General features: G+C 63.0%; 20 protein-coding genes. 2 read left to right on the forward strand and 18 right to left on the reverse strand.

Annotated elements, in window-relative coordinates; genetic code table 11:
- Position 1: 1 nt before the first annotated feature.
- From OIU37_RS18070 to qatA, 16 genes are all read right to left on the reverse strand, one after another.
- The gene (locus OIU37_RS18070; RefSeq protein ID WP_264258231.1) at positions 2 to 976 is read right to left on the reverse strand and encodes a hypothetical protein; all 975 of its coding nucleotides are present in this window, start codon (positions 974 to 976) and stop codon (positions 2 to 4) included.
- Positions 977 to 1092: 116 nt separating this feature from the next.
- Entirely contained in the window at positions 1093 to 2016 is a 924-nt protein-coding gene (locus OIU37_RS18075; protein WP_264258499.1) for a DUF2493 domain-containing protein, read from the reverse strand.
- Between the two features lie 314 nt (positions 2017 to 2330).
- On the reverse strand, positions 2331 to 3368 hold the full coding sequence (locus OIU37_RS18080) for a toprim domain-containing protein (RefSeq protein ID WP_264258232.1): 1038 nt from the start codon (positions 3366 to 3368) through the stop codon (positions 2331 to 2333).
- A 70-nt stretch (positions 3369 to 3438) separates the two neighbouring features.
- Complete coding sequence (locus OIU37_RS18085; RefSeq protein WP_264258233.1) at positions 3439 to 5562, reverse strand: ParB/RepB/Spo0J family partition protein; 2124 nt, start codon at positions 5560 to 5562, stop codon at positions 3439 to 3441.
- A gap of 172 nt (positions 5563 to 5734) precedes the next feature.
- Positions 5735 to 6928, reverse strand: coding sequence for a DUF932 domain-containing protein (locus OIU37_RS18090; protein ID WP_264258234.1), 1194 nt, complete (start codon positions 6926 to 6928; stop codon positions 5735 to 5737).
- Positions 6929 to 7118: 190 nt separating this feature from the next.
- Positions 7119 to 7811 carry a Fic family protein gene (locus OIU37_RS18095; RefSeq protein WP_264258235.1) on the reverse strand — a complete coding sequence of 231 codons (693 nt, stop codon included), beginning with the start codon at positions 7809 to 7811 and terminating at the stop codon, positions 7119 to 7121.
- Positions 7812 to 7843: 32 nt separating this feature from the next.
- Positions 7844 to 8728 carry a hypothetical protein gene (locus OIU37_RS18100; RefSeq protein WP_264258236.1) on the reverse strand — a complete coding sequence of 295 codons (885 nt, stop codon included), beginning with the start codon at positions 8726 to 8728 and terminating at the stop codon, positions 7844 to 7846.
- Positions 8729 to 8857: 129 nt separating this feature from the next.
- On the reverse strand, positions 8858 to 9928 hold the full coding sequence (locus OIU37_RS18105; protein WP_264258237.1) for a hypothetical protein: 1071 nt from the start codon (positions 9926 to 9928) through the stop codon (positions 8858 to 8860).
- 46 nt (positions 9929 to 9974) lie between these two features.
- Complete coding sequence (locus tag OIU37_RS18110) at positions 9975 to 12599, reverse strand: AAA family ATPase (protein ID WP_264258238.1); 2625 nt, start codon at positions 12597 to 12599, stop codon at positions 9975 to 9977.
- Between the two features lie 77 nt (positions 12600 to 12676).
- On the reverse strand, positions 12677 to 13801 hold the full coding sequence (locus OIU37_RS18115; RefSeq protein WP_264258239.1) for a hypothetical protein: 1125 nt from the start codon (positions 13799 to 13801) through the stop codon (positions 12677 to 12679).
- Complete coding sequence (locus OIU37_RS18120; RefSeq protein ID WP_264258240.1) at positions 13798 to 15045, reverse strand: type II toxin-antitoxin system HipA family toxin; 1248 nt, start codon at positions 15043 to 15045, stop codon at positions 13798 to 13800. Before OIU37_RS18120 ends, OIU37_RS18115 begins: the two co-directional genes overlap by 4 nt.
- Positions 15038 to 15373 carry a helix-turn-helix domain-containing protein gene (locus OIU37_RS18125; RefSeq protein WP_126848722.1) on the reverse strand — a complete coding sequence of 112 codons (336 nt, stop codon included), beginning with the start codon at positions 15371 to 15373 and terminating at the stop codon, positions 15038 to 15040. The genes OIU37_RS18120 and OIU37_RS18125 overlap by 8 nt, the downstream gene beginning before the upstream one ends.
- Before the next feature lie 74 nt (positions 15374 to 15447).
- Complete coding sequence (qatD, locus tag OIU37_RS18130) at positions 15448 to 16203, reverse strand: Qat anti-phage system TatD family nuclease QatD (RefSeq protein WP_264258241.1); 756 nt, start codon at positions 16201 to 16203, stop codon at positions 15448 to 15450.
- The gene (gene qatC, locus OIU37_RS18135) at positions 16200 to 17570 is read right to left on the reverse strand and encodes a Qat anti-phage system QueC-like protein QatC (RefSeq protein ID WP_264258242.1); all 1371 of its coding nucleotides are present in this window, start codon (positions 17568 to 17570) and stop codon (positions 16200 to 16202) included. The genes qatD and qatC overlap by 4 nt, the downstream gene beginning before the upstream one ends.
- Positions 17567 to 18475: a Qat anti-phage system associated protein QatB gene (gene qatB, locus OIU37_RS18140; protein ID WP_319004738.1), complete on the reverse strand. Its 909-nt coding sequence runs from the start codon at positions 18473 to 18475 to the stop codon at positions 17567 to 17569. The genes qatC and qatB overlap by 4 nt, the downstream gene beginning before the upstream one ends.
- Positions 18475 to 20454, reverse strand: coding sequence for a Qat anti-phage system ATPase QatA (gene qatA / locus OIU37_RS18145; RefSeq protein ID WP_264258243.1), 1980 nt, complete (start codon positions 20452 to 20454; stop codon positions 18475 to 18477). Before qatA ends, qatB begins: the two co-directional genes overlap by 1 nt.
- A gap of 297 nt (positions 20455 to 20751) precedes the next feature.
- Here qatA and OIU37_RS18150 point away from each other — a divergent pair, with 297 nt between their 5' ends.
- The gene (locus tag OIU37_RS18150) at positions 20752 to 21654 is read left to right on the forward strand and encodes a restriction endonuclease (RefSeq protein ID WP_264258244.1); all 903 of its coding nucleotides are present in this window, start codon (positions 20752 to 20754) and stop codon (positions 21652 to 21654) included.
- An 826-nt stretch (positions 21655 to 22480) separates the two neighbouring features.
- Here OIU37_RS18150 and OIU37_RS18155 read toward each other — a convergent pair.
- Both OIU37_RS18155 and OIU37_RS18160 read right to left on the reverse strand, forming a co-directional pair.
- A complete protein-coding gene (locus OIU37_RS18155; RefSeq protein ID WP_180694024.1) occupies positions 22481 to 23269 on the reverse strand; it encodes an SDR family oxidoreductase in 789 nt (262 codons plus the stop codon).
- Positions 23266 to 23592: a nuclear transport factor 2 family protein gene (locus OIU37_RS18160; protein ID WP_171601895.1), complete on the reverse strand. Its 327-nt coding sequence runs from the start codon at positions 23590 to 23592 to the stop codon at positions 23266 to 23268. Before OIU37_RS18160 ends, OIU37_RS18155 begins: the two co-directional genes overlap by 4 nt.
- A gap of 94 nt (positions 23593 to 23686) precedes the next feature.
- Here OIU37_RS18160 and OIU37_RS18165 point away from each other — a divergent pair, with 94 nt between their 5' ends.
- Complete coding sequence (locus OIU37_RS18165) at positions 23687 to 24580, forward strand: LysR family transcriptional regulator (RefSeq protein WP_180694025.1); 894 nt, start codon at positions 23687 to 23689, stop codon at positions 24578 to 24580.
- The last annotated feature ends 422 nt before the right edge of the window (positions 24581 to 25002 follow it).

Here is a 25002-nt window from a genome sequence, read left to right on the forward strand (position 1 = left end):
GCTAATCCGCCTCTCGCGTTGGCTGTCTCGATCCTAAGATGGCCGCTACCCTTTGCGCGTCATAGGTCTCTCGATTTGCGCCGAGACGATCTAGCGCGGATATCAGGCCCATTTGGCCGATGGACCAGATCACGAGTCCCCGCCCATCATCAAGGATGCTGGACGGTGCCTCTTCAATCAGCGCGAGCGCTTCCTCGTCGGTCAGCTTTCGTCCCGCCATCGCACAGAGATAGGCATAGCTGGCCGGATGTTTGTCTCGAAGAAGATGCCAGATGTCATCGGGTATCGAAGTCGATCTCAAAGCGGCTTTGCTGATGATCCATCCTTCCGCGCATCCAGCTGCAAGCTCAGCAAGGATACCGTCTAGAAAAGTAGGCTCAGCCTGATAGGCTAATATCTTCGCCGCGCGCGTATTGCGCGACTCCAGCCAATATTCGAATATTGCCTTGGCGTCGAATAACGGCGCGTCGGAAGCCATGGCTTTGAGCCATCTACCCGCGGCGCCGCTCGTCCCGCGATCAATCCAACGTTCGAGCACCGCGTGCCGAATTGGAAGGGGCAACCACGAATAGACGGCAGAGAGAAGCGCGTCCACGCGTGTTCGCAAGACATGATTACCCTCATGGAGCGATTGCGCTTTCTCAGCTAGAAGCGAAAGTCGCTCCGCAAGTTCGCCATCAGACAGGCGTAGCAGCCGTAACAGTCTTCCGCGAAGGGCCATTCGCAAGGGCGCTTCAGCTTCCAGTGTGCTGCAAATCGCCTCGCAGAGTTCGTCGAAAGTTAGGCAAGCAATGTAGGCGTGGAGTAAGCTACGTTCTATTCCGTACGATGCCGGATTCTGCGCGCATTTATAAATGCGCTCCAATTTCTCGCTTAACGAATACTCCATGCCGATCAGCTTACCGGATTTTGACGGGAAAATGCGAGCGCGAATGTCGTTCACGAACGAAAATGCGGACGCATAGAATGACTGCATTTGGGGCGCGTAGCTGCTGATGTGCTTCACCTGAATGAACGGCCGAAATCGGATCGCGACGGAAAGCTACCGGGCCGCCATGCACCAGTTCTTGACGTAGCTGTTGAGGGCGGCGCTCACGCGCCGCCGAACCTCCACACCGGAATGCCGAGCTTCTTGGCCTTGTCGGCGAGGTTGTCGTTGATGCCGGTGCCGGGGAAGTGCATCACGCCCTTGGGCAGGACTTCCAGCATCTCGTCGTTACGTTTGAAGGGCGCTGCTCGGCCGTGCTTCGTCCAGTCGGGAGCGAATCCGATCTGCGGCACGTTCCGGTTCGTCGCCCACAGCGAGGCGATCTTTTCGGCGCCTTTCGGCGACTTGCCGTGCATCAGCACCATGTCCGGGTGCTTCTCGTGCACCTGATCGAGCTTCGCCCAGATCAGCAGGTGGTCGTTGAAGTCCAGACCGCCGGTGACGAGGATCTTCGGACCAGGCGGAAGGAGGATCGTCTGCTCGGCGCGCCGCTTCGCTGCAAGGAAGTCGCGGCTGTCGATCATCGCCGAGGTGAGATTGCGGTGGTTGACCTTTGACCCGCTGCGCGGAAGCCAGGTCTTGCCGACGTGGCGTTCGTAATGTTCGGCTGCCTGGTCGCGCATCAGCTCGAAGGCGTTCTGACGTTCGATCAGAGTCTGGCCCTCGGCGATGTGGCACTCGAGTTCCACCGCCTTCACCTCGCTGCCGTCCTGTTCACGCTGCCCGCGGCGTTGCGCCTGCTCGTTGTCGTCGAGTTCGCGCGCGATCCGGTCGGTGGCGCGGTGAAAGACGTTGACCGTCGACCAGAGGAGATCGTCGAGGTCTGGTTCGAGGCGAGTGTCCTCCAGCGTCCCGATCAGGGCGTCGAAGATGTCGGCGATGGCGCCCGCAACCGCATTGCCGTCGGGAAGAAGTCGCTGGTCGGGTTCATCCTCGAAGGGACGGTAGCCGTGGAGCTGAAGCTCGCTGAGGACATGGTCGGTCGATGATGAGGCGTGATGCGGTTCGAAGTCGTCGTGCTCGCTCATGGGATGCTCCGTCGGTTGGACCGCGACCGTCGCGGCCTTCATGGCGACGGAAGCCGGCGGGCGGGCCAGCCCTGCACCCGGAGCGCAGCGCAGGGCCGGAGCGTCAGCGGAGGATGGCGAAGGCCGGCGATTTTGCCTCGCGATGGAAAGGCGCGGCACGCGCCGCCGGAAAATCGTCGGCCGCTGCCATTGTCGGGCCGGCCCGCTTGCTGGCCGATCGCCCTCTCGAAGGCCGAGGCGCGGTCCCCCTCCGATGGTTGGTGCATCCGCGCGAGCACAACGACACACCGCACCTGTTGCTCTCGCGTGCCGGGCTATGCCGCCAGCGCCATGAACCTTGCGACGTCCTGAGGTGCGATCTGCATCCGCGACTGCTGCCGGAGATGCTCCATGCCCAGGGTGCGGAGATCCTCGTTGAAGTCACCGAGCGCCGGCGAGATGACGATCGCCTCGATCCCGACGGCGTTGGCCCGTTCGATGAGGCTGTCACGCGCGCCGTCACCGGCCGGATCATTGTCGCGCGCGATATAGAGCCGTCGCAGCGTATCCGGGAACAGGATGGCGGCGAGATGTGCCGCGGAGAGCGCCGCGAGCATCGGCATGTCGGGAAGCACCTGTCGGAGCGACAGGACGGTCTCGATGCCTTCGCCGGCCGCCGTGACCTCACCGCCAATGCCGAAGCGCACCGCGTTGCCGAGCAAGTCGCCCATCGCTCGCCTCGGCGTGTCAATCGGTGCCTTGTCCCGCGATAGGGGATCGAGCCAGGTTCGGTGCGCGCCTGTGATCTTGCCGTCGAGATCGGTGACAGCAGCGATCATCGCTGGCCAGGTCTCGGTCGGGGCATGCTCGTCGGGCCGATAATAGCAGCGTGGATGGAAGCGAAGATTCCCGGTTCCGCGTAAATCCGTAATGCCGCGTTCGCGTAAATACGCTTGCACGATTGTGCCCGTTATCGGCTGCGACATGCCGATCAGACGCCGCGCTGCTTCCGGCGAGCCGCTTGGTATGGGGCGTCGGCGCTCCTGAAATCGCGGCTCCTGCTCGGGTGGTAACATGCTGAGGAAGGCTCTGGCTTCATCGGCGACGTCCTTGAAGTTGATCAGTCCGTAGCTCTCGCGGATGACGTCGAGAAGGTCGCCATGTTCTCCGGTCGCGGCATCGGTCCATTTGCCGGCGGCACCCTTGCCGCTATCGCCGCCCTTCAGCCGCACGAACATCGATCGGCCAGGCGTGTTGCGCGCGTCGCCAACGAGCCAGTAGCGGCCTTCGCGGTGACCGTTGGAAAGATAGTGGCGACAAACGGCCTCGGCCTGAGCCGCCAACCGTCGCGCGAGATCTGTGGCAGGTTGCATTACGGGCTCCGAAACAAAAAATGGGCCCGCCGTCGCCGGCGGGCCCTCGGGGGACGTGTTGCTGCTTCGGCTATTCGGCCGCGATCACATGTATGCCGATCTCGGCCGACTCATCTTCGATCTCCGGCTCGGTTTCCGCCATGGCCGTTTCACCGCCGTCTTCCGCCGTGTCTTCGATCTCACGATCGCCGGACTGGCCAGTCTCGGTAGACGAGGTGTCGTCGACTGCGGTGACCGGGTGGCCGGGCGTACGCAACGGCTCCGGCAACCAGCCGGACCCGGCGAGCAGTTCCTGCGCCTTCTCGGCCATGTCGCCCTTCTTCAGATGCTCGATGCGATCACCAGCGCGCGTACCCTTCGCCTCGCGCACCGACGCGAGGATGCGGGCCTTGGTGACACGGCCGAGATAGGTGTCGATCGTGGGCTCCCATCCGGCCGCCACCATGTCGAGATCGACCGCCTGGGCGAGCTGGTCGGCGTGGGCGAGCGCACGAGGCCGACGGTTGTAGGCCTCGTAAATCGCGTTGACCGACAGCGACACGCAATGCGCAAACAGGGAGTGGCGGCTGTCGCTGTCGAAAGCCTGCAGCGCCTCCCACAGCTCGCCGGGCTCCTTGGGAAGCGCCGCCAGCCACGCCTGATGGCGGCCGTCGACAGCCGAGGCCAGGCGGCTGTCATTCAGACCCGGCGCCTGCGCGCCGAAACTGATATTCTTCAGGTCGAGCTCCAGGCAGGTGTCCGAGCCATAGTGATAGAAGGCCCGAAGCGTGAGCGCATGGAGCGCGGCGAGGAAGGCGACATCGGGGTGCTCACCGAGCGCGTGGCGCAGAGCCAGCGTGCGATGGGCAGTCAGTTCGGTCATCAATCGGTCGGGGATCGGCTTCAGACCATCGTCTTCCTCGGGGTCCGCCGTCGTTTCGATATCCGCAGTCAGGTGATCGTCGTCATTGTCTGGGCGGGCCGAGATGGTGCTCACGTCGTTCGCGATCTCGAGATCGCCTTCCGGCTCGATCGGGCGTTCGTCCTCGGGGCGGACATAGCCGCGCTCGACCCGCAGGTTGCCCGATCCGTCGATGCTGACGAAGGCGCCGGCGCGCGCGATCTCCTCGGGATCGAAGACCATCGGCCGATCGTCGAGCGCGCTGATCGCGGTCTCGATCTCCCCGAGCCGCTCGTCCACCTCGTCGGGCAGATCCTCGGCATCGGCATAGGTTTCCTCCAGTCCGTCTAATTCGGCCTGAAGGGCGTCGCGCGTGGCCTGTTCCTGCTCGGTGAGAGGGAGCTGCTCGCCACGGAGGTGGCGCAAGCCGTAGGTGTGGCCGTAGGGGAGGTCCGGCGCGACATCGATCCACTTCCAACCTTCGGCGGAGATCGCCTCGGACTTCTCACGCAGCTTCTCGGCCACCAACATGTCGAGAAGACCGACATCCTGCAGCCAGCCGCCGTCGTCACCCTGGAACAGGTCGTGCATGATGACGCCGCCGGCTTCGGCGTAGGCTTCCAGCCCGACGAACTGTGCACGCTTGTCGGCGGCGCGGACCGCGCCCTCGGTGAGCATCCGGCGGATGAGATGCGGTTCCTTGCTGTAGCCCTGTGCGAGGCGCTCGAAGACCTGCTCCTGCCGCTCATGATCGCCGTTGACGGTGAACGCCATCAACTGATCGAGCGTCATGCCTTCGGCGGCATAGACGTCGAGGAGCTTGGGCGAGACCGACGCCAGACGCAGGCGCTGCTTCACGACCGAGACCGAGACGAACTGGTTGGCGGCGATCTCCTCTTCGGACATGCCCTTCTCGCGGAAGGCCAGGAAGGCGCGGAACTGGTCCAGCGGATGCAGCGGCGCCCGCTGGATGTTTTCGGCCAGCGAATCCTCCTCGGCCATGCCGCCCTCGCGGACGACGCAGGGGACTGGCGCGTTCTTGGCGAGGCGCTTCTGCTTCACCAGCAGTTCGAGCGCGCGATAGCGACGCCCGCCGGCAGGGATCTCGAACATGCCGGTCTCGTTGCCGTCCGCATCGCGCACGGGCCGCACGGTGATGCTTTGGAGGAGAGTTCGCCGGGCGATGTCCTCCGCCAGCTCCTCGATCGACACACCGGCCTTGATCCGCCGGACGTTCGCCTGGGAGATGACGAGCTGGTTGAAGGGGATGTCGCGCGACGACGACAGGGTGATTTTCTTCGCAGTAGTAGCCATGGAAATGTACTCCGCGACGGGCGCCGAGAGACTCTCTCTCGACCTCCAACCCGTCACGAAGCGAAGCGCCGCCCTCTTCCTCTAAAGGGGGCAGCGCCACGGAACGGAGTTGGGAGCACGCGGAAGCGCAAAGCCGGAGACACGGAAAAGCGCATCTCCGGCTTTGCGGATGTCAGGCGACTCGATCGAGCAGCCTCTTCGCCTTGGCCTCCATGTCGAGGCGGGCGTCCTGATGCGGCTTGTCGCGCGCGACGGCGGTGATGCCCTGCACGAAATCGAAAATGGACTCGGGCGGGCGGCCTTCCTCCGCCAGCACCGTGTCTATGATCTTGCCGGCCTCTGCCTTCGAGAAACCACGGCGGCGTAGGAAGTCGGTGCGGTCCTCGTCGTTTCGGGCGACGATCCGCTCGCGGGCCGTCTTGATGCCATTGACGAAGGGCAGGGGTGAGGAGTTCGCGAAGTTCAGTAGCGCCGGCGCCGCCTCATGCGCGAAGCGGCTGGCGGCATATTTGGAGTGGCGGATGGTGATTTCCTCAAAATCCTCCACGCCCCACAGATTGCGATTCTGGCAGACGGCGCGGAGATAGAAGCTCGCCATGCCGAGCGTCTTGGCCCCGACCTCGGAGTTCCAGCAGTAGAAGCCGCGGAAGTAGAGGTCGGGCGAGCCATCCGGCAGGTGGCCCGCCTCAATCGGATTCAGGTCGTCGACCAGGAACAGGAAAACGTCACGGTCTGAAGCATAGAGCGTCGTCGTGTCCTTGGTGATGTCGACGCGGGGATTGTAGATCCCGGTGGCCCAGTCGAGCACGCCGGGCACCTTCCAGCGGGTATCTCCCGTGCCATTGCCGGCGATGCGCTGCACGGCCTCCACGAGTTCATGATCGAAGATGCGGCCATAGTCCGGCCCGGTGACGGCACGGAGCTCGACGCGGCCGTTGTCGGTTTCCAGCGTCTTGATCTGCTCCGCCCGATTGGATGACAGGCCATATTGCAGGTTGATGCCGGCGAGCGCGGCCGGGAGCTGGCGCAGATAGGCGGCTGGGGCTCCGACCAGGCTGGCGAGCTGGCCGAAGGACCAGTGCGTCGGGGCGATCGGCACGTCGGTTCCGGGCAGGACCAGCGCCAAACGCTCGGCATCGCTGCGGTTCGCCTCCACATGGATGAGGGCGCTTTCCACAACACGGGTTCGGCTGCGGTCGGCGCGGTCGCGCACCGACCGCGCCAGCTCGGACAGCGACAGATAGCGCTCGTCGGCTGGGCGCGAGAACCACTCCGACGAGACGCGGCCGACGCGTTCGCCACGGGTGACGTCCACCTTGTAACCGCCGCTCTGATCACGGCGCGCATCGAGGACCTGCATGTTCATGGGACCAATCTCCATGACGGGCGCGGGAGCCTCTCTCCCAGCTTTCACCCGTCACGGAATCCCGTCCGCACTCTCACTCTCAGGGGGCGTTGCGGGGTCTCCCCGCAGAAGGGGTCGGACGAGACGTGAGGCTCGGCCGCAGGGGAAGGCTTTCCCCTTCAGGACATTGGTCGAATTCGCTCTCGCTCGTTCACGATGTGTAGGGGGAGGTGCTTCCAACATGCTTGCGGGGAGCGTCAAACGGCCCATTGAGGAAGAAGGCGAGATACTCGGCCACCAGGCCCAATTCTTCGTTTTCTTTGCCGATCGGAGCCCGGGTGAAGATTTCCAGCGCCGTAGCGAGCAGCCGGTCATAGGGGCGCGGATGAATGGCGAAACGCGAGGAGAGCGGGTAGCCGAAATCCGTCGCCATGGCCGCGAAGATGGCACGTTGAACATGGCCATTGCCGTCAAGGAAGGGGTGAATTTTCCCAAACCAGCAGAAGGTGTAGGTCAAGGCGATCAGCCTGCCGAAGTCGTCTGCGTTGGTGTCCGCAAGCAAGTCTCGGGAGTTCTTCAGCAACTCGGCCATGCGCGACACCACTTCGCCGGGCAGGCAGAATTCGTAGTCGTTACCCGGCTCGAGTTGGCTCTCGGAAGAAATCCTCCGGTCGAAGAGCGCGGTGCCGGGCGTGCCGCGATAGGTGCCTGCATATTCGGGGTGATCGGACGGTGCGAACGGCGCAAACAATTCCCGATGCAGGTCGAGCGGATCAGCCAAGATAGCCTGTCGCCGATGGGGATCTTCAACGATCTCGGTCAATAGCTGTCCGCAGCGCGCGGACATGGCGGCGTCATAGTCTTTCGTCGCGTGCGTTTGCCATCGTGGCGGGTGCTTCGTCATTGCTCGGTTCTCCCCGGCTTGTGTCGCGCGCTTTAAATGAGGAATGGTTGGCGTGGGCCGGGCCACTCGTCGTTTTCCATCTGGAGCGCGAGATCAGCGCTGGCGATGCGCCGCAGGCTCGATGCGGCGATGAACTGCACCCCCAAAGCGAGCTTGACCACCTGCAGCCGCTTCAATCCTGCCGGCTTGTATCGGCTTTCGACATACGGCGGCAGGGCACCAACGACGGCCTGGACGCGTCGATCATCGCGGTGCGGGCGCCCGTCCGCCATACGGCGGGCAAGCGACGACAGATTGTGGCCGTCCTTGCCCTTTCTGAAGGACTCCGGATCGACACCGTCCCGGACAAGGGCCGCCTTCATCGAAAGTTCGGCCACCATACAGATCGGCTGGATAACCGAGTCATGGCTGAACGTCGTCGGTAGGGTGTTCGCCACATCTTCGAGATTGGACCGCGCCATGTGCCAGAGCGTGGTCGCCGCTGGATTCCCTTGTTCGACTTCATTCAAACCATTGGTGAGATCGTGGAGATCGGCGACCGCGAGAGAAACTTCGCCGGCAATTGCCCGATCCTGCCTACACCAGTTCCACCATTCCTCGGCGCTAGAGAACCCTGCTATCTGCCAGGGCTGGAGCGACACCTGGCCGAACACGACCGGGAAGGTGAGCTTGCGGACCTGATCGACGGACGCAGCGAAACCGATCCCAGCACCTGGCCAGCTTGTGCTGACCTCGGGCGCCATGGCGGTATAGGTGTCCATGATCCGTTTGACTTCGGGGTTTCCGCCGACCCCCATGACGAAGTTGGAACCGAGAAGCTCCATTGCGGCACGGAATGGCCGCTGATGGACGTGGATGCCTTCCTCCGCGTATTTCAGATCGAGTCGGCGAAGATCGTCCAACGTCCATGCGGTCATGTGCGATTTTCCTTCCTTGCGGATTTCAGGATTCCAAGGTCTTCGAAAATCCGCTTTTGAGACGGCGCGAGGGTCGAGAGCGCTCCGACTGCCGCCAACCACCAACAGAACAGCGGTCCCACGTCTTCTTCATTCGTATGGAAGCTCCCCGAACAGCCCGATCATGAGATCACCGTCGTAGAGCGAGAACGGAATCTCGACATAGTGGTCGCGATGGCGAGGTAGCGCGCGGCCATCGTTCGGGCCGTTCTTGGTGTGGCCGCGAACGTGCTCTCCACCTTCCTTGATGTAGGGCAGTACAACGAGGCGGCCGTGATTGGTGGAGAGGATCGTCCCTTCCTTCCAGATCGTCGCGCCTTCGGACTCGCGCGTCGACGATGTCTCCTTGACCTGCCAGCCGACACCACCATCCGGCTCGTACCAGAAGACGATGCCATTTGAGACGAGCACACGTTCGCCCCGCGCAAGAGCTTCGGCGAGCATCCGCTGAACGCTCGCGAGTTGGAGCAATTGATTGGCGCGGGGCAGAAGGATCTGTCGGATCTTGGCCTTTGCCTTTCCCCAATGGGTGCTGGCGCTCAGATCGAATCCATTGGCGATCTTCGCGCGTTCTGCGGTCTGCGCGGCCTTCTCGCCGGCGTGATAGGGCTTCGACCAAACGCCATCCGGGCCCAGGTACAGGAGGGCGTGGGTCCATCGGTTGTTCGAGCGACCCACCTTGGCCACCCTCAGATACGGCATTTCGGCCAGTTGCTCAGCGAGATCCTGACGGTAGCGCTCGGAGTCCGGCGCGAGCTTCAGGGCGGCGGCGTCCGGCCGTTCGTCATCGGCGTGACGGCGCAAGGCTTCCGCGAGCATCAGCGCTTCTTCGTCTTGCAGACGCTGTTTGGCCTGCAGGGCCTTGTCGATCTTGAGTTCGAGCGATCGCTTGACGATGGGGTCCAAGGCGCGCGCGGAAAGCGCCTGCAGCAAGGTTGGATTGAGCGCATTGGCGGCCGCGATAGCAGCTTGGCGATCGGGATAATGGTCGGCAAAGACCGTGTCGTTATCCCCCGGCACCATGCGCTCTCGCCAAATCGGCGCTAGCTCGCCCTTGTCGATGAGCTCTTGCATGAACCAACGCTCGAACAAGGGACGATAGTGGGGCCAGACGGCCAGGACGACATCGGACGCCCGTTTCAGCTCGGACCATTTCACCATGAAGGGGCGCCTCCGACGCGAGGCCGCGTGGCCTGAAGCTTCATCATCATGCGGCCTTCTCCTGCCGCGATCGGATATCGGCGATCCACTTCTCCAGCGCGTCGATTTCCGCCTCGATCGCCGATGGTGCTAGCAGCCGCGGATTGATCTCACCGGGCTGACTGTGAAGGAGCGCCGAGCAACGCCCGAACGCTGCACGCATGGCGGTGCAATCGGCATCGGTGAGGACGGTGAGCTTGATGAGGCCCGTTGTGTCCACCTTACGGGACAGGCGGCGGATCACCGGCCCGACTACCTCCTCGACGGCGCGCTCCCAGGTCGTGCGGAGTTGGTCCTGGAAGGACGTTACTTCGCGCAGCCATTTCGCCTGATCGCCGCGTTCGTGATGGATTTTCACGTTGGCGAGGTGGGCCTTCATCCCGTCGATCACCTTGTCGAGCGGCATCACATTGGCGGGCGGGTCTTGATGGCAATAGCCGGCATTTTCCGGGCCACGGCTGATCAGGCGGTATGCGACCGGCGTCGCTTCCCGGTCCTTGGTCGCCCGGCAGGCTTCATCAAGGAGAAGCAAGAACGCCATATCGTGGGTGAAAACGATCACTTGGCGTGTCTGGCCGGCCTCGGCCAATCGAGCGGCGACCCTGTCGCGATGCAAATGGTCGAGCGAGGAGACGGGGTCGTCGAACACGATCGCTGACTGCGCATCGATGGTTGACAGCTCGGCGAGAAAGGCGGCCAGCGCGACGCAACGATGCTCGCCTTCGCTGAGGACCTTGCCGACCGGCTCGTTCGGCTTGTTGATCAGCCGGACCTGGAAGAAAGGGACGCCGGCGGTGGTCTTGGCCTGCTGAAGCTCGATGGCGAGACCCGCGACGCCGAGCTTGTCCACCTCGATCGCGAACCTCCCGCGCAGGCGATTGGTGACGAGCGCTTGGGCGATACGCGCGCTCTGGGTCGTGATCTTGTTTGTGGCTGTGTCCTTGTTGGCTTTCTCGATCGCCTCGACGGCCTTGAGGCGCTCGATCTGGGCAAGCACATCGGCTTTCACCAGGCCGACCCATTTGCGGTCCGCAAGGCCGTCGCGCTCGGCGATGAGCGCGGCGCGCTGCGGGGAGCTGGCCTCCGACTGCAAGCCTTCGATACGCGTGGCGATACCGCTGAGGGCCGTGCGGAGCGGATCGAGCGAGATGGTGGCTGCGGGCGGAAGATCGGGCAGAGTCGCGAGACTATGGGTTCGCTGAATGGAGCGCAGCCGCCAAGCCAGGTGCAGGATCCCGTGGCGAAGGGTGCCTGCGACCTCCTCCTGGCCGATATCATCGCGGATCGTCGCGACGATCGCAGCGAGATCCTTCATCGAGATGGCTTGTGATGAGACCTCTTCGAGCTTCTTGTCATACGCGTCCGCGGCTTCCTTCTCACGGCGCTTGCTCTCGTCCTGTACGAAAGCCTCGAAGCTGCCAAGCCGCTTCGAGGCTTCCTCGCTGAGCGGCTGCTGGCAGAGAACGCAATGGGCTCCAATCCCGGTCACAGGGAACGGCTGGACGAGATAGGCGGATGTGCGGGAATAATCCCGGGCCGCCTCCCACAAGACCTTCCAGACGTCCGAACCGATGTCGGGCAGCGGCTCATCAGCGAACAGGTTGGCGGAGGCGGCCGCGGCGGCGGAGCGCGCCGTCGCAAGGTGCGTATGGGCATCGCGTAGTGCTGCTCGGGTTTTGTCCGTGGCGGCGGCTACCAGCCGCTCGAGCTGCTCGATCGCCGACTTAATGCGGGCTTCCTGGCTCTGGAGTTGGCGAACCGTGCGCGCAGGGTCGCTGGTTAGGTCTGTGTTGAGCGTTTGCAGCCGGGTTTCTTCTTCCGCCGTCAGGCCCGCTAGCTTCTCGACGCCTTCCTCTGTCGTCTTGCCCGACAGGCCAGCGATCAGCTTGCCGACTGGCGTGTCCGGTTTGCATTCGGGCTTCGACAGGATGGCGGGTGTTTGCTCTTGGAGCGCTTTTATCTCGGCCGCCAGTTTGGCCTTCACATCCTGGCATGCTTGCGCGAGACCGGCGAGGATCCGGAGCGGCAGCGGCGTATAGGCGAGATCGTTGGTGTTCTCAACATGCACATTGGCAGTGCGCGAGTCGAAGACACTGACGGCCGAGAGCATTGGGTCGGGCGCGCTTCCTTGGATCCAGGACGCGCTTCGCTTCTGTCCGCCGATGAAGAAGTCGACGCTGGCGGTCGGGGTGCCGGAACCAGCCGCATAGATGTTGGGAAGGATCGCGTCGCCCTTCGGCGAGCGTGCTCGGCAGAGTTGCTTCAGGACGCGGGCGTAGCCGGATTTGCCGGCGCCGTTGTCGCCATAGATGACCGTGAGACCGGTCTTGCCGAAGGATAGCCTTTCGCCCGGTGCGAGGGCATTGACGTTCGACAGACCATGGAGCGCGCCGAGGCTGACGACGGCGTGGCTAGCTGCCGGGTCCCGGATATGGCTTGCGTCGAGGGGCGCGGCTTGGTCGATCGCCTTACAGACAGCGACGAGGGCCGTGATGTCATCGCTTTCTAGCTTGGACTGACTACACAGCCGGCGCAGCGCATCGCGCTGCCAGGCCGGCAGGTCCGCCGACCATTTGAGGATGTCGGCCAGCGCCGCTGCCTCATTCGAGAGATCGGTCTCCTGCGTTTCCATCTTTCTGCCCCCTAATCGTGCCGTGTCTGATGTGGCTGGCCGTTTCCCCGTGATGCTTATGTTTGGTGTTCACCGGATCAGGTGCCCCCTCTGATGCGTCGCTCCTCACCGATCGGGATGATCCAGCCGCCGGCGCGATCCGGCCGAGCAAATTCATCCGGACCCACTATCTGCGTCAGGCGGATACGAACGGTTTGCAGTTCCGCGTCGATAGCAGCACGGATGAGATCGCGCTCGATGCCGACGAAGACCGGCCGGAGGTTGAGGCGAGCGAGCGCCTCCTGATCGGCGGGCGCAACGTCAGTGTCAGCGACGGGCCCGGCACGGGTGACGATCCCTCCGATCAGTCCGCCCATGGCCGTGGCCTTTTCAACCTCTCTCACGGGCGTGGCATCCAGCAGCGCTCGGGCGCGTTGGAGGTCCCCTTGGAGTCTTCGCGCGAAGGGCTGGTGGGTGAGGCCGCGGAGCGCACTGGCTAGCTCAGCGTGCCCGAGCGACTTGATGAGATTGGCGATATGGAGGCGGAGAAGCCCGATGAAGAGCGCGTCTTTCTCCTCCGGCTTGATCGGCTCGCCTTCATCGACCGGATCGCGGACCGAGAGGTGGGCGTCGGTCGGATTTGGCGCCGCCATCCCCCAGCGGGTCGCGATGGCGATGCGCTTCACTGTGACCTTGCGGCCTCCGGCGGTGATATCTATCCGTCCGGCCTGAGCCCAGGCGCGGTTCAATGCTTTGGCCGGGCCGCCATTATCATGGCAACCCTTCGCTTCGGCCACGGTCAAGGAGGACAGGTCGGACGCGCAGGCGATCCAGTCGGGCAGGTCGCCACGGGACAAGCGCGTGACTTTGACCTGCCGGCGGCGATCGAGGTCGATTATGCGGCTGCCGAGATGCGCGAAGATCGACAGGTTGAAGTAGCGTTCCAGATAGGCGCGGGCAACGAAGCGGCCGAACAGGCCAGATAGCGCGACCTTCACCTCGCGGGCCTGTCCAAGCGGTTCCCGGAAGATGAAGGGCGTCCCCGCGCCGGTTGGCGTCAACAGCGCGTCCAAGATGGACCACGCGCCATATGCAGCCCCTGGCGTCTGCAACACTTCGCGAATCCCGGCGTCCTCGATCTCCGAGACGTCGAGGTCGACGGTCGCGCCCGTAACAGGGTTGGATGCTGGCGGATCGAAATTGTGCAGGAAGGTCCTTGTCATAGCGCCAGCGCCCGCTTGAGATCGTCATGCTCGAAAGCACTGGCCATGCGGCTGATCTCCGCCGATCGAGCGCCGACCGCCTTGGCTGTATCGCGCCAGGTCGCGGTCACGGTCGCGACCTCTTTGATAATCGCGCGGGCCTGGGGCAGTGTGAGTGCGAAAAACTCGGACGCCGCCTCCAGCAGATCGAGCGAACAGGTGCCCTCGTCGAGATCGATGTTCGTGGTCAGCACCCGCGCCTTGAGATCGGTCGGAACGGGATTTAGATCGTATGCCGGCGAGAGAGACCAACCCGCCTTTCCCAGCCACAGGAAACCGTGATTGCGGAGGTGGTCGTCGACATTGGAAATCAGCACATTGAAGACGACACGCCGATAGAGGGCATGGGCGTCCGTCTTCCCCTGAGCGCCGTGTTGAGCAAGGGCATCGACGATCTCCGGATAGCTGCCGCGCTCGCCGTCCTTGGCGCCCATCATCGCCATCGCCGACAGGAACGGGATGCGGATCGCACCGTCGCGATCGAAGCGCCGCGACAACATGACCGCCTTGCCGGCGACGTCGATCAGCTCGTGTTGAGGCGTGGCAATACCTGCCTGGCCGGCTAGCCGCAGCGCGATCTCTTCCCAGGCCTCCATACTGTAGTCGTCGGTCTCCTTCGGGAATTTCGCTATGGAGAGGTGACCATGTTGGTCGATGACCGACGCCTTCGGTCGGGCACCGCCAAGGGAGGAGCCTGGGGCAAAGATGAGCTGCAGGTCTTCATCCGTTTCCTCATCCCGGAGGATCCGTTCGGTGATCTGGAGCAGCCGGCCAAGCTCGATCAGGGCAGGAACGCCCGCACGGATCGGCGCTTGGAAAATCTCTTCGCCGACCCAGCGGAAGCGGAGCGCGCCAAGCCGGGTCTCGTCGGCGACACCGAGCAGGTAGTCGCTTTCTACAAGCGTGCGAACCGCGCGGCCTTCCCGGTCGGCGAGACGGCGTTCGGCGCGCTGCATGAGACGCCGGCCCCAGGTATCCGGCGCTGAGTCACCGATGGAGCCGAAAGTTGCAAGACCGGCAGGAGGGGCGAAGGCGCCGCGGGTCAGAGCAAGAGCTGGCTCCAGCGAGAAGCGGTCCGGGTCCTCAAGCCATGCGCCGTCATATTCGAAGAGGATGGTCTCGGTGCCCCGGACGCGATTGTTCCTCGCCAGTCCGATCGGGCGTGTGCGGCCGTCCAAATCGATATGGACCTCGAAGTCAGCCATCGCGGGACGATCCGGTTGGCCGCTTGAGGTGGACATGCTTAGGCAGGTCGGCGCTGGCGAGAGCCTGACCGACACTGTCGTTGCTGATGTCGGCGACCTGGCTCAGGCCGTCGAGCAGGCCGAGCGCCTGCAGGACGCCGGCATAAATGCCGACGCTGACGTTGGTGTCCCCGGCTTCGACCCTTTGCAGTGTCGAGCGAGACGTGAAGGCGCGCTCGGCTACGACCGCCATCGGCAGCCGTCGGCGTCGACGGGCATCATGAATGTCCGCCCCAAGCTTGCGCAGCGCGCGCCGCACCGCAGCAGGAGGGTTGTGTGGAGTGGGCATTTTGGCACCTTCGCACTACAGATCGACCGAATATGTAGCACGAAGATTACAATCTTGCTAGACCCTTGAGGGCGTCACCCCAGTAGAGAGCGAAGGTTCGATCTTACCGCCGTCGTGACGGCATCGACCGGGACCCTCCGAACGTCGGCGATCGCGGCGACCGTGGTTTTCACGTCGGCGGGCTCGCTGGGACGACCGTCAACCTGAGTGAAGGGGCCGTCTGTCTCCGTCAGGATCCGATCGATGGGCAATTCGCAGACGAGGGAGCGGCCGCGATCCGAGCGGGTCATCTCGGCATTGACGGAGAAATAGCAGCCGAGCGTCGCCGCACGTCGAGCCTCGCTTTTGCTTCCGGTGAACCAGTGAAGCACGACGGTGCCGCGATCCTGCGGGAGATATTGTTCGATCATCTCGAGCACCGCTGGAACGCTCCTCACACTGTGGACAGTGAGAATCTTGCCACCGGCTTCTGCGCATCGCTCAAGGACGCCACGGAACACATGCTTTTGAGTATCCAGCGATTTGTAGAAGCGCGGGCCGGCATCAAGACCGACTTCACCGACGTAGCGTGTCTCAGGCAGGTGACGCTCCCATAGCGGGAGCTCGCCGGCGCGCTCCGCGACAAGCTGCGGATGCAGGCCGAGCGCAGCGCGCACGAAGCGGGTATGACGCGTGAGTTCATGATTGCGCGCCCAGGCCTTTGGCGTCGTCGTGACGGTCAGCGTGTAGATCCGAGCGGCTTCTGCCCTCGCGATCGCGGCCTCATGGTCGGGATAGAGGTCGAGATGGCAGTGGAAATCGACACCGACGGCTTGAGCATTCTCGGTCATCCCGGCCGCGTCCTTACACCTGCCAGGAGAGCTCCAACCTCTTCAAGGCCGCGCCGGTAGACGCCAGCGAGGGCAGCTTGCCGAGCTGGCGATTCATCGAAGAGCGGCCCCGGCTTGTGGATGAGAATCGGCGCCAGCGCCGGCCGGGCGCGAAGCCGCTCGATCGCAAGCTGGAAAGACCGAATCTGGACGCCTTCCGATTGGCGTGTGTCGAGCGCGCGGGCGGTGAGGTCATCGACCGTGTAGACGGTGGGATCTGGATCGGGGCGTAAGCCGGCAACGAGTGCTGCCCGTCTGATGAGACATGGCAGGCAATAGCCGCAATGCTGAGTGCCGAGACCCTGCCAGCGTCCCTTGGTTGGAGCCGCGCAGGATAGCGATGATGGGACGAGGCGACGTAACAACGCGCCGTTGGTGCAGGCTGCGACCATCTCGCCCTTTGTCCTATCCCAATAGGGATTTTCGATCCTGCCGTTCAGGCCGAGCCCATGGAGGGCGTCATTCCAACGGGCGATGTAAAACGGATGGGTCGTGCGCGTGCTCAGTGCGCCGAGGCGCAATGGATCGAGCGGCACGTTGACGGCGATGAGGCCGTTCTCGGGCACTTTCAAGGTGAACGCCCCCTCAAGTCCGCTTCCAGCGAAGACGCCGAGGGCGAAAAACAGGAACGACCTGCCGCGGGTCGTATTCTCTCCGCCTGAACCCCGGACGAAGCCATCCGGGTATGCCATCCAGAGGCGCAAGCGATCGAAGGCGCGGCCTCGATAGTGAGTCTTCAACGTGTCGAAGATGGTGGACTGCGCATCGCTGGTCGCACCTTCGCCAGCGTGACTAATGAGAAGCGGTGTACGGCTATTCTCGAGGGCGTCGATCGCACCGATGAGACTGTCGAGGCCGCCCGAGAAGAGGGCGAGATCGTCGAAGGGAGGACCAATGAGCCGAGCAGGCCGTTCGGGAGCGACCCTGACGAAACGGCGTGGTCGGGCGCGAAACGCGATCGACCAGCGGTCGCCGGTGAGAAAGTTCAGCATCCGCACGAAGGTCGGCGCGACGGCTGTCCATCGATCGGGATCGGAAACCGGGACGATCAGCCGGATTTCGCGGGTCCAGCCATCCTGCGATTCACTCGCCCGCGAAATGCGTGTGTCAGCAGCGTGGACGTGGGCGGCCAGAACCAGGATGTCGACGCCGATCTCTGAAGGATGAACGCCAAGCCGCGACAGATCGCCGATCGCGCGGCCGATACCGTGATCGAGGGTTCGCTCGCCGACAACCAGGTCAAGGCGCGTTTCGACTTCTCCATCGCCAAGTGGAAAGCGGCTGCGGTCGCCAGGGCCGTATCGGCCTATGATGACGTGTCTCCTCATGCGCCTTCCGCCTCCGCATCGCCCATGATCTGCAAGATCCCGAACGCTTGCTCGTAGATGCGCCCGACGAACTGGAGCACGCGATCGGGCGTCAGCGCTGCAGCCGTGGCGCGGGCGACCGTGAGCGCATCGGCCACCCCGCGCCGGATGAAGTCGTTCAATTGCGCCTGCACGCGCGCGGCTTCGCGACTATCCGACGGCAGGGTGATCGTCTTCGCGCCGATGTCGTTGCAGAGCCGTGCTTCGATCGCGTTGGTCGCATACAGCTCGAACACGGTCTGCATCTGATCGGCGGTGAGGCCATCGAGGTCGGCAATGCCTGCACCGGCGAGGTCCGTGATGGTTTCGATGAATGCTTCGCGTGCGATGCCTTCGTCGATCGAACCGCCGTCAGGACACACATAGTCCGCCAGGCCGAGAAAGATTTCTTCGATAGGGCGGCCTGCGAGAGCGCCGAGGTTGAGCGCGCGAAGCGCTTCGGTCGCGCCGCGTGCGACGGCGTCCGACAGGAAGCCAAGCAAGCGGCTGCCTGCGCCGCGCGCCGATCCCATCCTTGCGGCCGCCGTGCGCGCCCCACCTGCCGATGAGCCCACATAGTGCGAGACGGCTCGGCCGAGACTCTTGCGGTCGCTGCCGCCCGAACCAGCGAAACGCGAGAAGTTGTTGCGAGCCGCTGAGAAGCGCGCGGGATCGGCTACCGGCGGTATGGGCGGGCGAGCCGGCGGCGCCGGGGGAGCGGCTGGTGGAGCACCGTCTGCTGGCGCATCCGCGGGCGGACCGTCTGGTGGTCCACCATCAGGTGGGGCTCCGTCTGGAGCGGCAGGCGGTGCGCCGTCATCGCCTAGCCAACTCGGGACGAGGGGCGTCCCGCCGCCCTGGCCGCCGAATGCACTGGAGGTGCCCATCAGCGGGCTCCTTGGCGGGTGCGAAGAACACCCGTGGCCGCCACCTTGAGCATCGCGCCACCTTCTTTGCCCCAGGTCTGAAGGAGGCGGTCGAAGCGTTGGGTCGCATCGCCGTCCTTGAGAACACCTTCCCAGCCGCCGCAGACCCATGGACCGAGACGATCTCGCGGGAGCGCTTCGAGGAAATCGACGAGATTGGCCTGCAGGGTCGGATGAGCCTTTACGAGAACCACCAAGCCGGCCGCGCCAGGCGGCTCAGTGTCAAAGCTGTCCCCACCGACGATGCGGCCGCGCACCGCTTCGAAGATCTGCGCCGCTTCGGGTGGGGCCAGGCGCTTGAGATCGGCTTCGAGGCCCTGCACCGCGAATTTCGCGCCGAAGAGCTGTTCGACCACGGCAGCAAGGTGGCCGAGCACTGAGGCGGCGCCGAAATAATCCTTCCTGTCCTTTGCGACGAAGAGGTAGGGGCGAAGATCTTCGCCACCGATCGCAGTCGGCACCGCCGCCCAGGCTTTGATCGCAGGCGAGGATAGCCATTCGCTCAAAAGCGCGCTCTCAGTCGACTTCACGGCTTCCAGTTTGGGCGTCGACTTCACGACGTCATCGCCTTTGGCAGCGGCCTTCTCCGGCTTGGCCGCAGTTTTCGCGTCATCCTTGGCGGTCGCCGCCGCTTCGAGTGCTGACAGGTCCGGGTATTTGCCATTTGCTGCTGCCGCGGCCGCTGCGGCGATCTGATCGAAGAGGCGGGGCAGGAACCGCTCCGCGAGCATGAGTTTTGCGAGCACCGGCAGCTTGACGTCATCCCCGAACCCTCTCGCCTCGGCGATGCGCTGCCGCAAGACAAGCGTGTTCAGGAATCGCTTGATCTGACGTGGATTGCCCTTGGTTCCGTTGGCGAGGATCGGTCCGATCTGATCGCTGAGCGCCAACGCATTGTTGGCGCGCGAAGCCTTGTCCCCGAGAGCGGTTCTGACGGTGGCAGCATCGAGCGTACCGGAGGTCCACGGGCGCTTAAGCCGTTCACGAGCGACCTTGATCAGGTCATTGAACGCCGGGTCGTTGTCGCCGAGTTCGGCGCCGACAAGGAGGAGAGTGACATAGATGCGCGTTTCCGTGTCCCCCAGCGCAGGGATTCGGAAGGGTACCTGGATGAGCTTTTCAAGGTAGTTCCGGGCATATGTCTGCGGACCGGTGCTGTCCGGCAGATCGGGAAAGTGTTTGCGCACGGCATATTCGATCATCGCCTCGTCGGCGGCGACGACAAAGGCGGTGCGCGACGTGAAGACGAAGAGACGGACGGCCTCCAAGGTCTCGATCGCGGTGTCGGGCAAGCAGCGATCGAGGTCATCGATCAGGACGACGAGTTGCGCGACACCGGCCTTGTCGAGAAGATCGTCGAAGGCTTTCCGGAATGCGTTGATCTCCTCGGGAACGTTGGTCGAGTCGCCTTCACCCTTCGGCTTCAACAGGCCTTTCACGCCTTCGACGGCGGCTTCGAGATTGTCCTTGGTCGCGAGCTTTGCCGGATCGGCGAGGAAGCCTTCCAAGGTGCCGACGATGGTCTGAATCTGATCGGGAGTCGGAATTCCGGTGAAGGCGGTGAACGCGAGCCCACCAGCCTTCTTCGCCACCTTGAGCCAGTCGATCCGGCGAAAGACGTCCTTGACTGTTTCGCCCGCCGCGGTGAGAGCGGGTCGCTTTTCGATGAGCCCTGTGACGATGCCTTCGATAAGCGCAATTTTAGCGTCTTCGAAGCCCTGAAAACGCCAACCATTGAACTTGAGGCACAGGACCTTCTCTTCCCCCTCGAAGCCGGCCTCGATCATCTCCAGCACACTAGACTTGCCGGCGCCCCAATCGCCATGGACACCAACAGTCACCGGTTGATCGGGCCGGTCGCGCAAGAGTTTGATGATGGTTGCTGCGATCGCCTCGTTGTTGAGAAGGTCGACCTTGGTTTCGTTGTCCGTCAGGATCACTGCTTGCCCCCCACAGGTTCATCAGCCGAAGGAGCCCGTCCTGGCCGCTGGGCTCCGCAACAGCAGTTCGCCTGCCTTCTTCATGCTACGGATCCTGGGATTGTGTAGCATGAAGCTTACAATCTTGCTAGATTGAGAGTCGTCACATGAATTCTATGACGATCCGGGGCAGATCATTCGTCGGAGCTCAGCGCAATGAGTTGTTGGCAGCCCGCGGCGGGGATGTATTGGCGCGCGCTTCCGCACCTGGATGAACTCGAGGCGGGGATGAAGGAGACCGAGGGCTGGTAGGTTATGATGTCGTTTCGTGAAGCCCAGGCGGTCGAAGACCTGGCGGACCTTCTCTACGATTTTCTCCCCGGAAGCGGAAACAACAGGACCGCGTTTCCGCTTGCTGCTGCGCAGGCTGGTGTTGGCGATCTGTGGGTCGCAGGCAGCAAGCGGCCCGCGATCGTGCAGCTCTTGACCGCGACGCTCGAACAGCGCCGGTCGTGTTTCACCAAGCTAATCGTGGCGATCGTCCGACAGGCGATGACCTACCGGCGCGGTAAGGGAAATCCCCTGAGCCGCGAAGAAATTGATCGGCTGAACGTCCTTCTTCCCGGCGTCCAATTCAAAATCCCCGAGTTGCTTGATTCAAGCTTCCTCAGCAGCTTTGGTTCGGCGAAGGCGGGGGAACCTGCGCCGCAGGCGTCTTCGACCTTGAGTGAGGCAAAGGCCCAGGAACTCGCGACGCTGCTCGTTGAGATCACCAAGCTCGACCCCCAGACGCGAGGTCTGCGATTCGAAGGCTTCCTCAACGAGCTGTTCGCCGGCTTTGGGCTCGCGCCGCGCGGCTCGTTCCGTCTCGTCGGCGAGCAGATCGACGGCAGTTTCAAGCTGCATGGGCAGACGTATCTGGTGGAAGCGAAATGGCACGGGCCTCAGATTGGCTTCGCCGATCTGATGACCTTTTCGGGCAAAGTCGGCGGAAAGGCGTCGTGGTCGCGTGGACTGTTCGTTAGCAATTCCGGCTTCACGACCGAGGGGCTCGAAGCGTTCTCGCGTGGGCGGCAAACCAATCTGATATGCGCTGACGGGCTCGACCTCTATGAGGTCCTCTCGCGCAAGGTCTCATTGATCGCGGTTTTAGAAGCGAAGGAACGCCGTGCTGCCGAAACGAACCGGGCGTTCGTCGCCGTGCGAGATCTAAATCTCTGAGCGGGGTCATGGCTTTGGGCTGCGATGACGGTATAGCCAGTGAGGTACGGGCGATGACGCATCGTACCGCAGCGTGCAGACGGCGGGGCGGGCTTGATCGATGTTGCGTCGGCTTTCTGTAACGTGTTCAGCGATAGATGGCGGAAGGTGCGGTTCGCGAAAGCAGCCGAAAAATCCAATGTTTTCAGGAGCGCGAGTTTTTGACGGATTGGCTGACGGTATAGCGAGCCGTGAAAATTTTTTTGACGAGTAATTTCAATCCGTTATGAGGGCAGGAAATAATCGAGTGGGAGTGAGGATACAAACGACGGCAATAGCGTAGTTTCGGCGGTGATTTTCGTCGTCACTTAATTGCCGTTCTCGTCTGCCTTTCGCTGCCATTGTGCAAGCCTATTCTGTCGTTGTTCCGTGGGATTGATCTGCGCGCACTCCCTGGAGGATGTAAAGACACTTCGGCGGGCGGGAGTATTCTGGCGTAGAATAGCGTGCACAAAGGCGGGTCTGATTTGCGCCCCAAATCGGACATCAAGCTGCATTGCCCAACTTCGAAAAGCTGACATTGCTTATGACGCATCCGAATGCCAGCCGATTATTTCGGTGCTATGCGTTCGAATCCCGCCCGGTCCGCCATTCCGCCACGTACCGCCGTTTGCCGCCGCTTCCAACTTTTGAGCCGCAGCCCCTACGCTTTGTCCCGAAAAGACGGCCTGTGGGACGAAGCCGACATTTCTGAGCTATGCCTTGGACGGCCGGCTACCGACTTCCATTTCTAAACCGCAGCCGCTTCCCGACGCCTGCCACGGAGGGCAAACGTCGGGGCAGGACTTCAGACGGTCCGAACGGTGCCGCCATCGATGACGAACTCGGCGCCGTGGATTGCGGCGGCGCGATCGGAGGCCAGGTAGGCGATCAGGTCGGCGACCTCATAGGGTTCGGCCGCCCGTCCGATCGGGATGCCGCCCAGGCTGTCAAGGACAACTTGCCGCGCGTCGTCGATCGTGCCGCCATTGGCGGCCTGAAGACGTTCCAGCAGGTGGACCGACGACTCGGTCATGATCCAGCCGGGCGAGACGACGTTGACCCGCACGCCTTTCGGCCCCAGTTCCTTGGAGATGGACTTGCTGTAGGTCCTGAGCGCGGCCTTGGCGGCAGCGTAGGCGGTGGTCGCCTCGGGAAGCGGCAGGACCGACTGGATGGAGGTGACATGCACCACCGCGCCGGCGGCCCGTTCGATCATCTGCGGAACGAGGAGGCGATCGAGACGGACCGTAGCCAGGAGGTTCAGGTTCAGTTCGGCGAGCCAGTGATTGTCGGTCAGGGCGACAAAGCCGCCGCCGGGCGTGGACGAGCCGCCGATCACATGGGCTAGGATGTCGACGCCGCCGAGACGCTCGAGCGCCGCCTTGGCCAGGGCTTCTCCGCCCACAGCCGTCGTCAGGTCCGCCTGGACGTATTCGACGCCGTCTATGGGCTCAAGGGTTCCGCGGGCGGAGGTGATCACCCGGGCGCCGCCAGCCAGGAAGCGGTCGACGGTGGCGCGGCCCAGCCCCTTGGTGCCGCCGCTGATGAGCACCCGCTTTCCTGCGAACTCGGTCGGATCAACCTTGAGGTTCATAGCGTGATCTCCAAGGTTTTGATCGCATCGTTTTCGAGCGTGAAACCATAGGTGAAGCGAAGCGGGCTGCCTGGGAAGTCGCCATGGGCAGGGCCTTCGACCACGACCTGATCGTTCTCATGGCGAACAGTATCCGGCGTGAAGATCGCCTTCGCGCCGACTACCGCCTCTTCGAGCAGAGTCCGCACCTCGGCGTGGCCCTCGAAACGCTTTCCGTTGTCCAGGATGACCGCATTGGCGGCGAAAGGCTTCAGCATGCCGTCCACATCGAGCTGTGCGTTGGCCTCTACGTAGTCGGCTATGGGTTTGGGTAATTCGATCATTGTTGCTCCTTGACGTGAGAAGCTTGATTTAGGGGCAGACATAACTCACGATAATCGGGGTAAACTGGGATGTGGTATTGCGAAAAATGGGACAATGTCGAAACACGGCCTGACCGAATTTGATGCTGTTCTCGCCATTGCGCGGCGCGGATCGTTCCGGGCGGCGGCGCTGGAGCTTGACCTGTCGACCACTGCACTGAGCAATGTCATCGGCAAGGTGGAGCGCCAGCTCGGCGTCCGACTGTTCAATCGCACCACCCGAAGCGTTTCGCTCACGGACGCGGGACGAAACTTCGTTGATCAGATTGGCCCTGCCGTGCAGACGCTGCACGATGCGATGGGCGCGGCCCGCTCGCAGCAGGAGACCCCATCCGGAACCCTTCGGATCAATGCATTCGCGACAGGTGCGCGGGAGGTGCTGGGTCCGCTTCTGTTGAAGTTCTTGCGGCGCCATCCCCAAGTTCACATCGATCTCGTGACCGAGGGCCGGATCGTGGACATCGTTGCCGAAGGGTTCGATCTTGGCCTGAGGAGCGCGGACCTGGTGCCAAGCGACATGATTGCCGTTCCCGTCGGTCCTCCACGCAGCTTTGCCGTGGTCGCATCGCCCGAATATTTCAAAGCCAACGGCAAGCCCCGCGTGCCCCCGGACCTACTGCGCCTCGCATGCCTCCGCATCCGGTTGCCGAATGGCGCGCTGCATCGCTGGCAATTCGAAAAGGATGGTCAGCCCGTCCAGATCGACGTTCAAGGTCCTATTACGCTGGATGAGGCAAGCCTCGCGCGCATCACTGTCCTCGATCACGTCGGCATCGGTTACTTTATGGAGTCGGATGTGCGCGAAGACATCGAGGCAGGGCGTCTCGTTCGGGTCCTGGACGACTGGACGCCGCTACTGGCACCCCTGTGTCTCTACTATCCTAGCAGGCGCAATCCCTCGGCCGCGTTTAAGGCATTGATCGACATGGCGCGTAGCCCTGCTAACTGAAGGTTTGCAGATGACGGGTTTTGTCGAAAGCGCGAGTTAGCAATCGCGGTGCCAACGACCGAGCTTAGTCGAGGCCATTCGTGTGCTCGTAGCGCTACAGCGTAGATATAGTGCTCATCTTCATCGGGCGTGGCCCGCCAAACACCGCCGATTGCCCTCCATGGCCCGCTATTCCTGTCGATTGCCGCATGACACCAAGCGGCATGGAAAACTTCGTCATCCTGATACCGCATCATCAGGACACGCACTCGGCTTGGCTTCTTGGTCATTTTATCCTCCAGTGATTGGAGGATTCCTGATGCAGGCCAGGCCTTGCCCGTTTGCGTAGGTGCCGGGTCGTGCCAACGCTGTCGGTACTTTTCGCCGCAATCTGGGTTCGGGCGTCAGAGCGGGAAAGGATCAGGAAGAGCCGATAGTAGCCG

The sequence above is a fragment of the Rhizobium sp. BT-226 genome (assembly GCF_025847085.2).
Classification (GTDB): Bacteria; Pseudomonadota; Alphaproteobacteria; order Rhizobiales; family Rhizobiaceae; genus Rhizobium; species Rhizobium sophorae.

Excerpts from the sequence above, each read along its gene's own strand:
- OIU37_RS18075 (WP_264258499.1), bottom strand. The coding sequence starts at position 2,016 with ATGAGCGAGCACGACGACTTCGAACCGCATCACGCCTCATCATCGACC.
- OIU37_RS18070 (WP_264258231.1), bottom strand. The coding sequence starts at position 976 with ATGCAGTCATTCTATGCGTCCGCATTTTCGTTCGTGAACGACATTCGC.
- qatB (WP_319004738.1), bottom strand. The coding sequence starts at position 18,475 with ATGGGCACCTCCAGTGCATTCGGCGGCCAGGGCGGCGGGACGCCCCTC.
- OIU37_RS18160 (WP_171601895.1), bottom strand. The coding sequence starts at position 23,592 with ATGATCGAATTACCCAAACCCATAGCCGACTACGTAGAGGCCAACGCA.
- qatC (WP_264258242.1), bottom strand. The coding sequence starts at position 17,570 with ATGAGGAGACACGTCATCATAGGCCGATACGGCCCTGGCGACCGCAGC.
- OIU37_RS18150 (WP_264258244.1), top strand. The coding sequence starts at position 20,752 with ATGTCGTTTCGTGAAGCCCAGGCGGTCGAAGACCTGGCGGACCTTCTC.
- OIU37_RS18165 (WP_180694025.1), top strand. The coding sequence starts at position 23,687 with ATGTCGAAACACGGCCTGACCGAATTTGATGCTGTTCTCGCCATTGCG.
- OIU37_RS18120 (WP_264258240.1), bottom strand. The coding sequence starts at position 15,045 with ATGGCTGACTTCGAGGTCCATATCGATTTGGACGGCCGCACACGCCCG.
- OIU37_RS18110 (WP_264258238.1), bottom strand. The coding sequence starts at position 12,599 with ATGGAAACGCAGGAGACCGATCTCTCGAATGAGGCAGCGGCGCTGGCC.
- OIU37_RS18090 (WP_264258234.1), bottom strand. The coding sequence starts at position 6,928 with ATGAACATGCAGGTCCTCGATGCGCGCCGTGATCAGAGCGGCGGTTAC.
- OIU37_RS18125 (WP_126848722.1), bottom strand. The coding sequence starts at position 15,373 with ATGCCCACTCCACACAACCCTCCTGCTGCGGTGCGGCGCGCGCTGCGC.
- OIU37_RS18155 (WP_180694024.1), bottom strand. The coding sequence starts at position 23,269 with ATGAACCTCAAGGTTGATCCGACCGAGTTCGCAGGAAAGCGGGTGCTC.
- qatD (WP_264258241.1), bottom strand. The coding sequence starts at position 16,203 with ATGACCGAGAATGCTCAAGCCGTCGGTGTCGATTTCCACTGCCATCTC.
- OIU37_RS18100 (WP_264258236.1), bottom strand. The coding sequence starts at position 8,728 with ATGACCGCATGGACGTTGGACGATCTTCGCCGACTCGATCTGAAATAC.
- OIU37_RS18105 (WP_264258237.1), bottom strand. The coding sequence starts at position 9,928 with ATGGTGAAATGGTCCGAGCTGAAACGGGCGTCCGATGTCGTCCTGGCC.
- OIU37_RS18095 (WP_264258235.1), bottom strand. The coding sequence starts at position 7,811 with ATGACGAAGCACCCGCCACGATGGCAAACGCACGCGACGAAAGACTAT.
- OIU37_RS18080 (WP_264258232.1), bottom strand. The coding sequence starts at position 3,368 with ATGCAACCTGCCACAGATCTCGCGCGACGGTTGGCGGCTCAGGCCGAG.
- OIU37_RS18085 (WP_264258233.1), bottom strand. The coding sequence starts at position 5,562 with ATGGCTACTACTGCGAAGAAAATCACCCTGTCGTCGTCGCGCGACATC.
- OIU37_RS18115 (WP_264258239.1), bottom strand. The coding sequence starts at position 13,801 with ATGACAAGGACCTTCCTGCACAATTTCGATCCGCCAGCATCCAACCCT.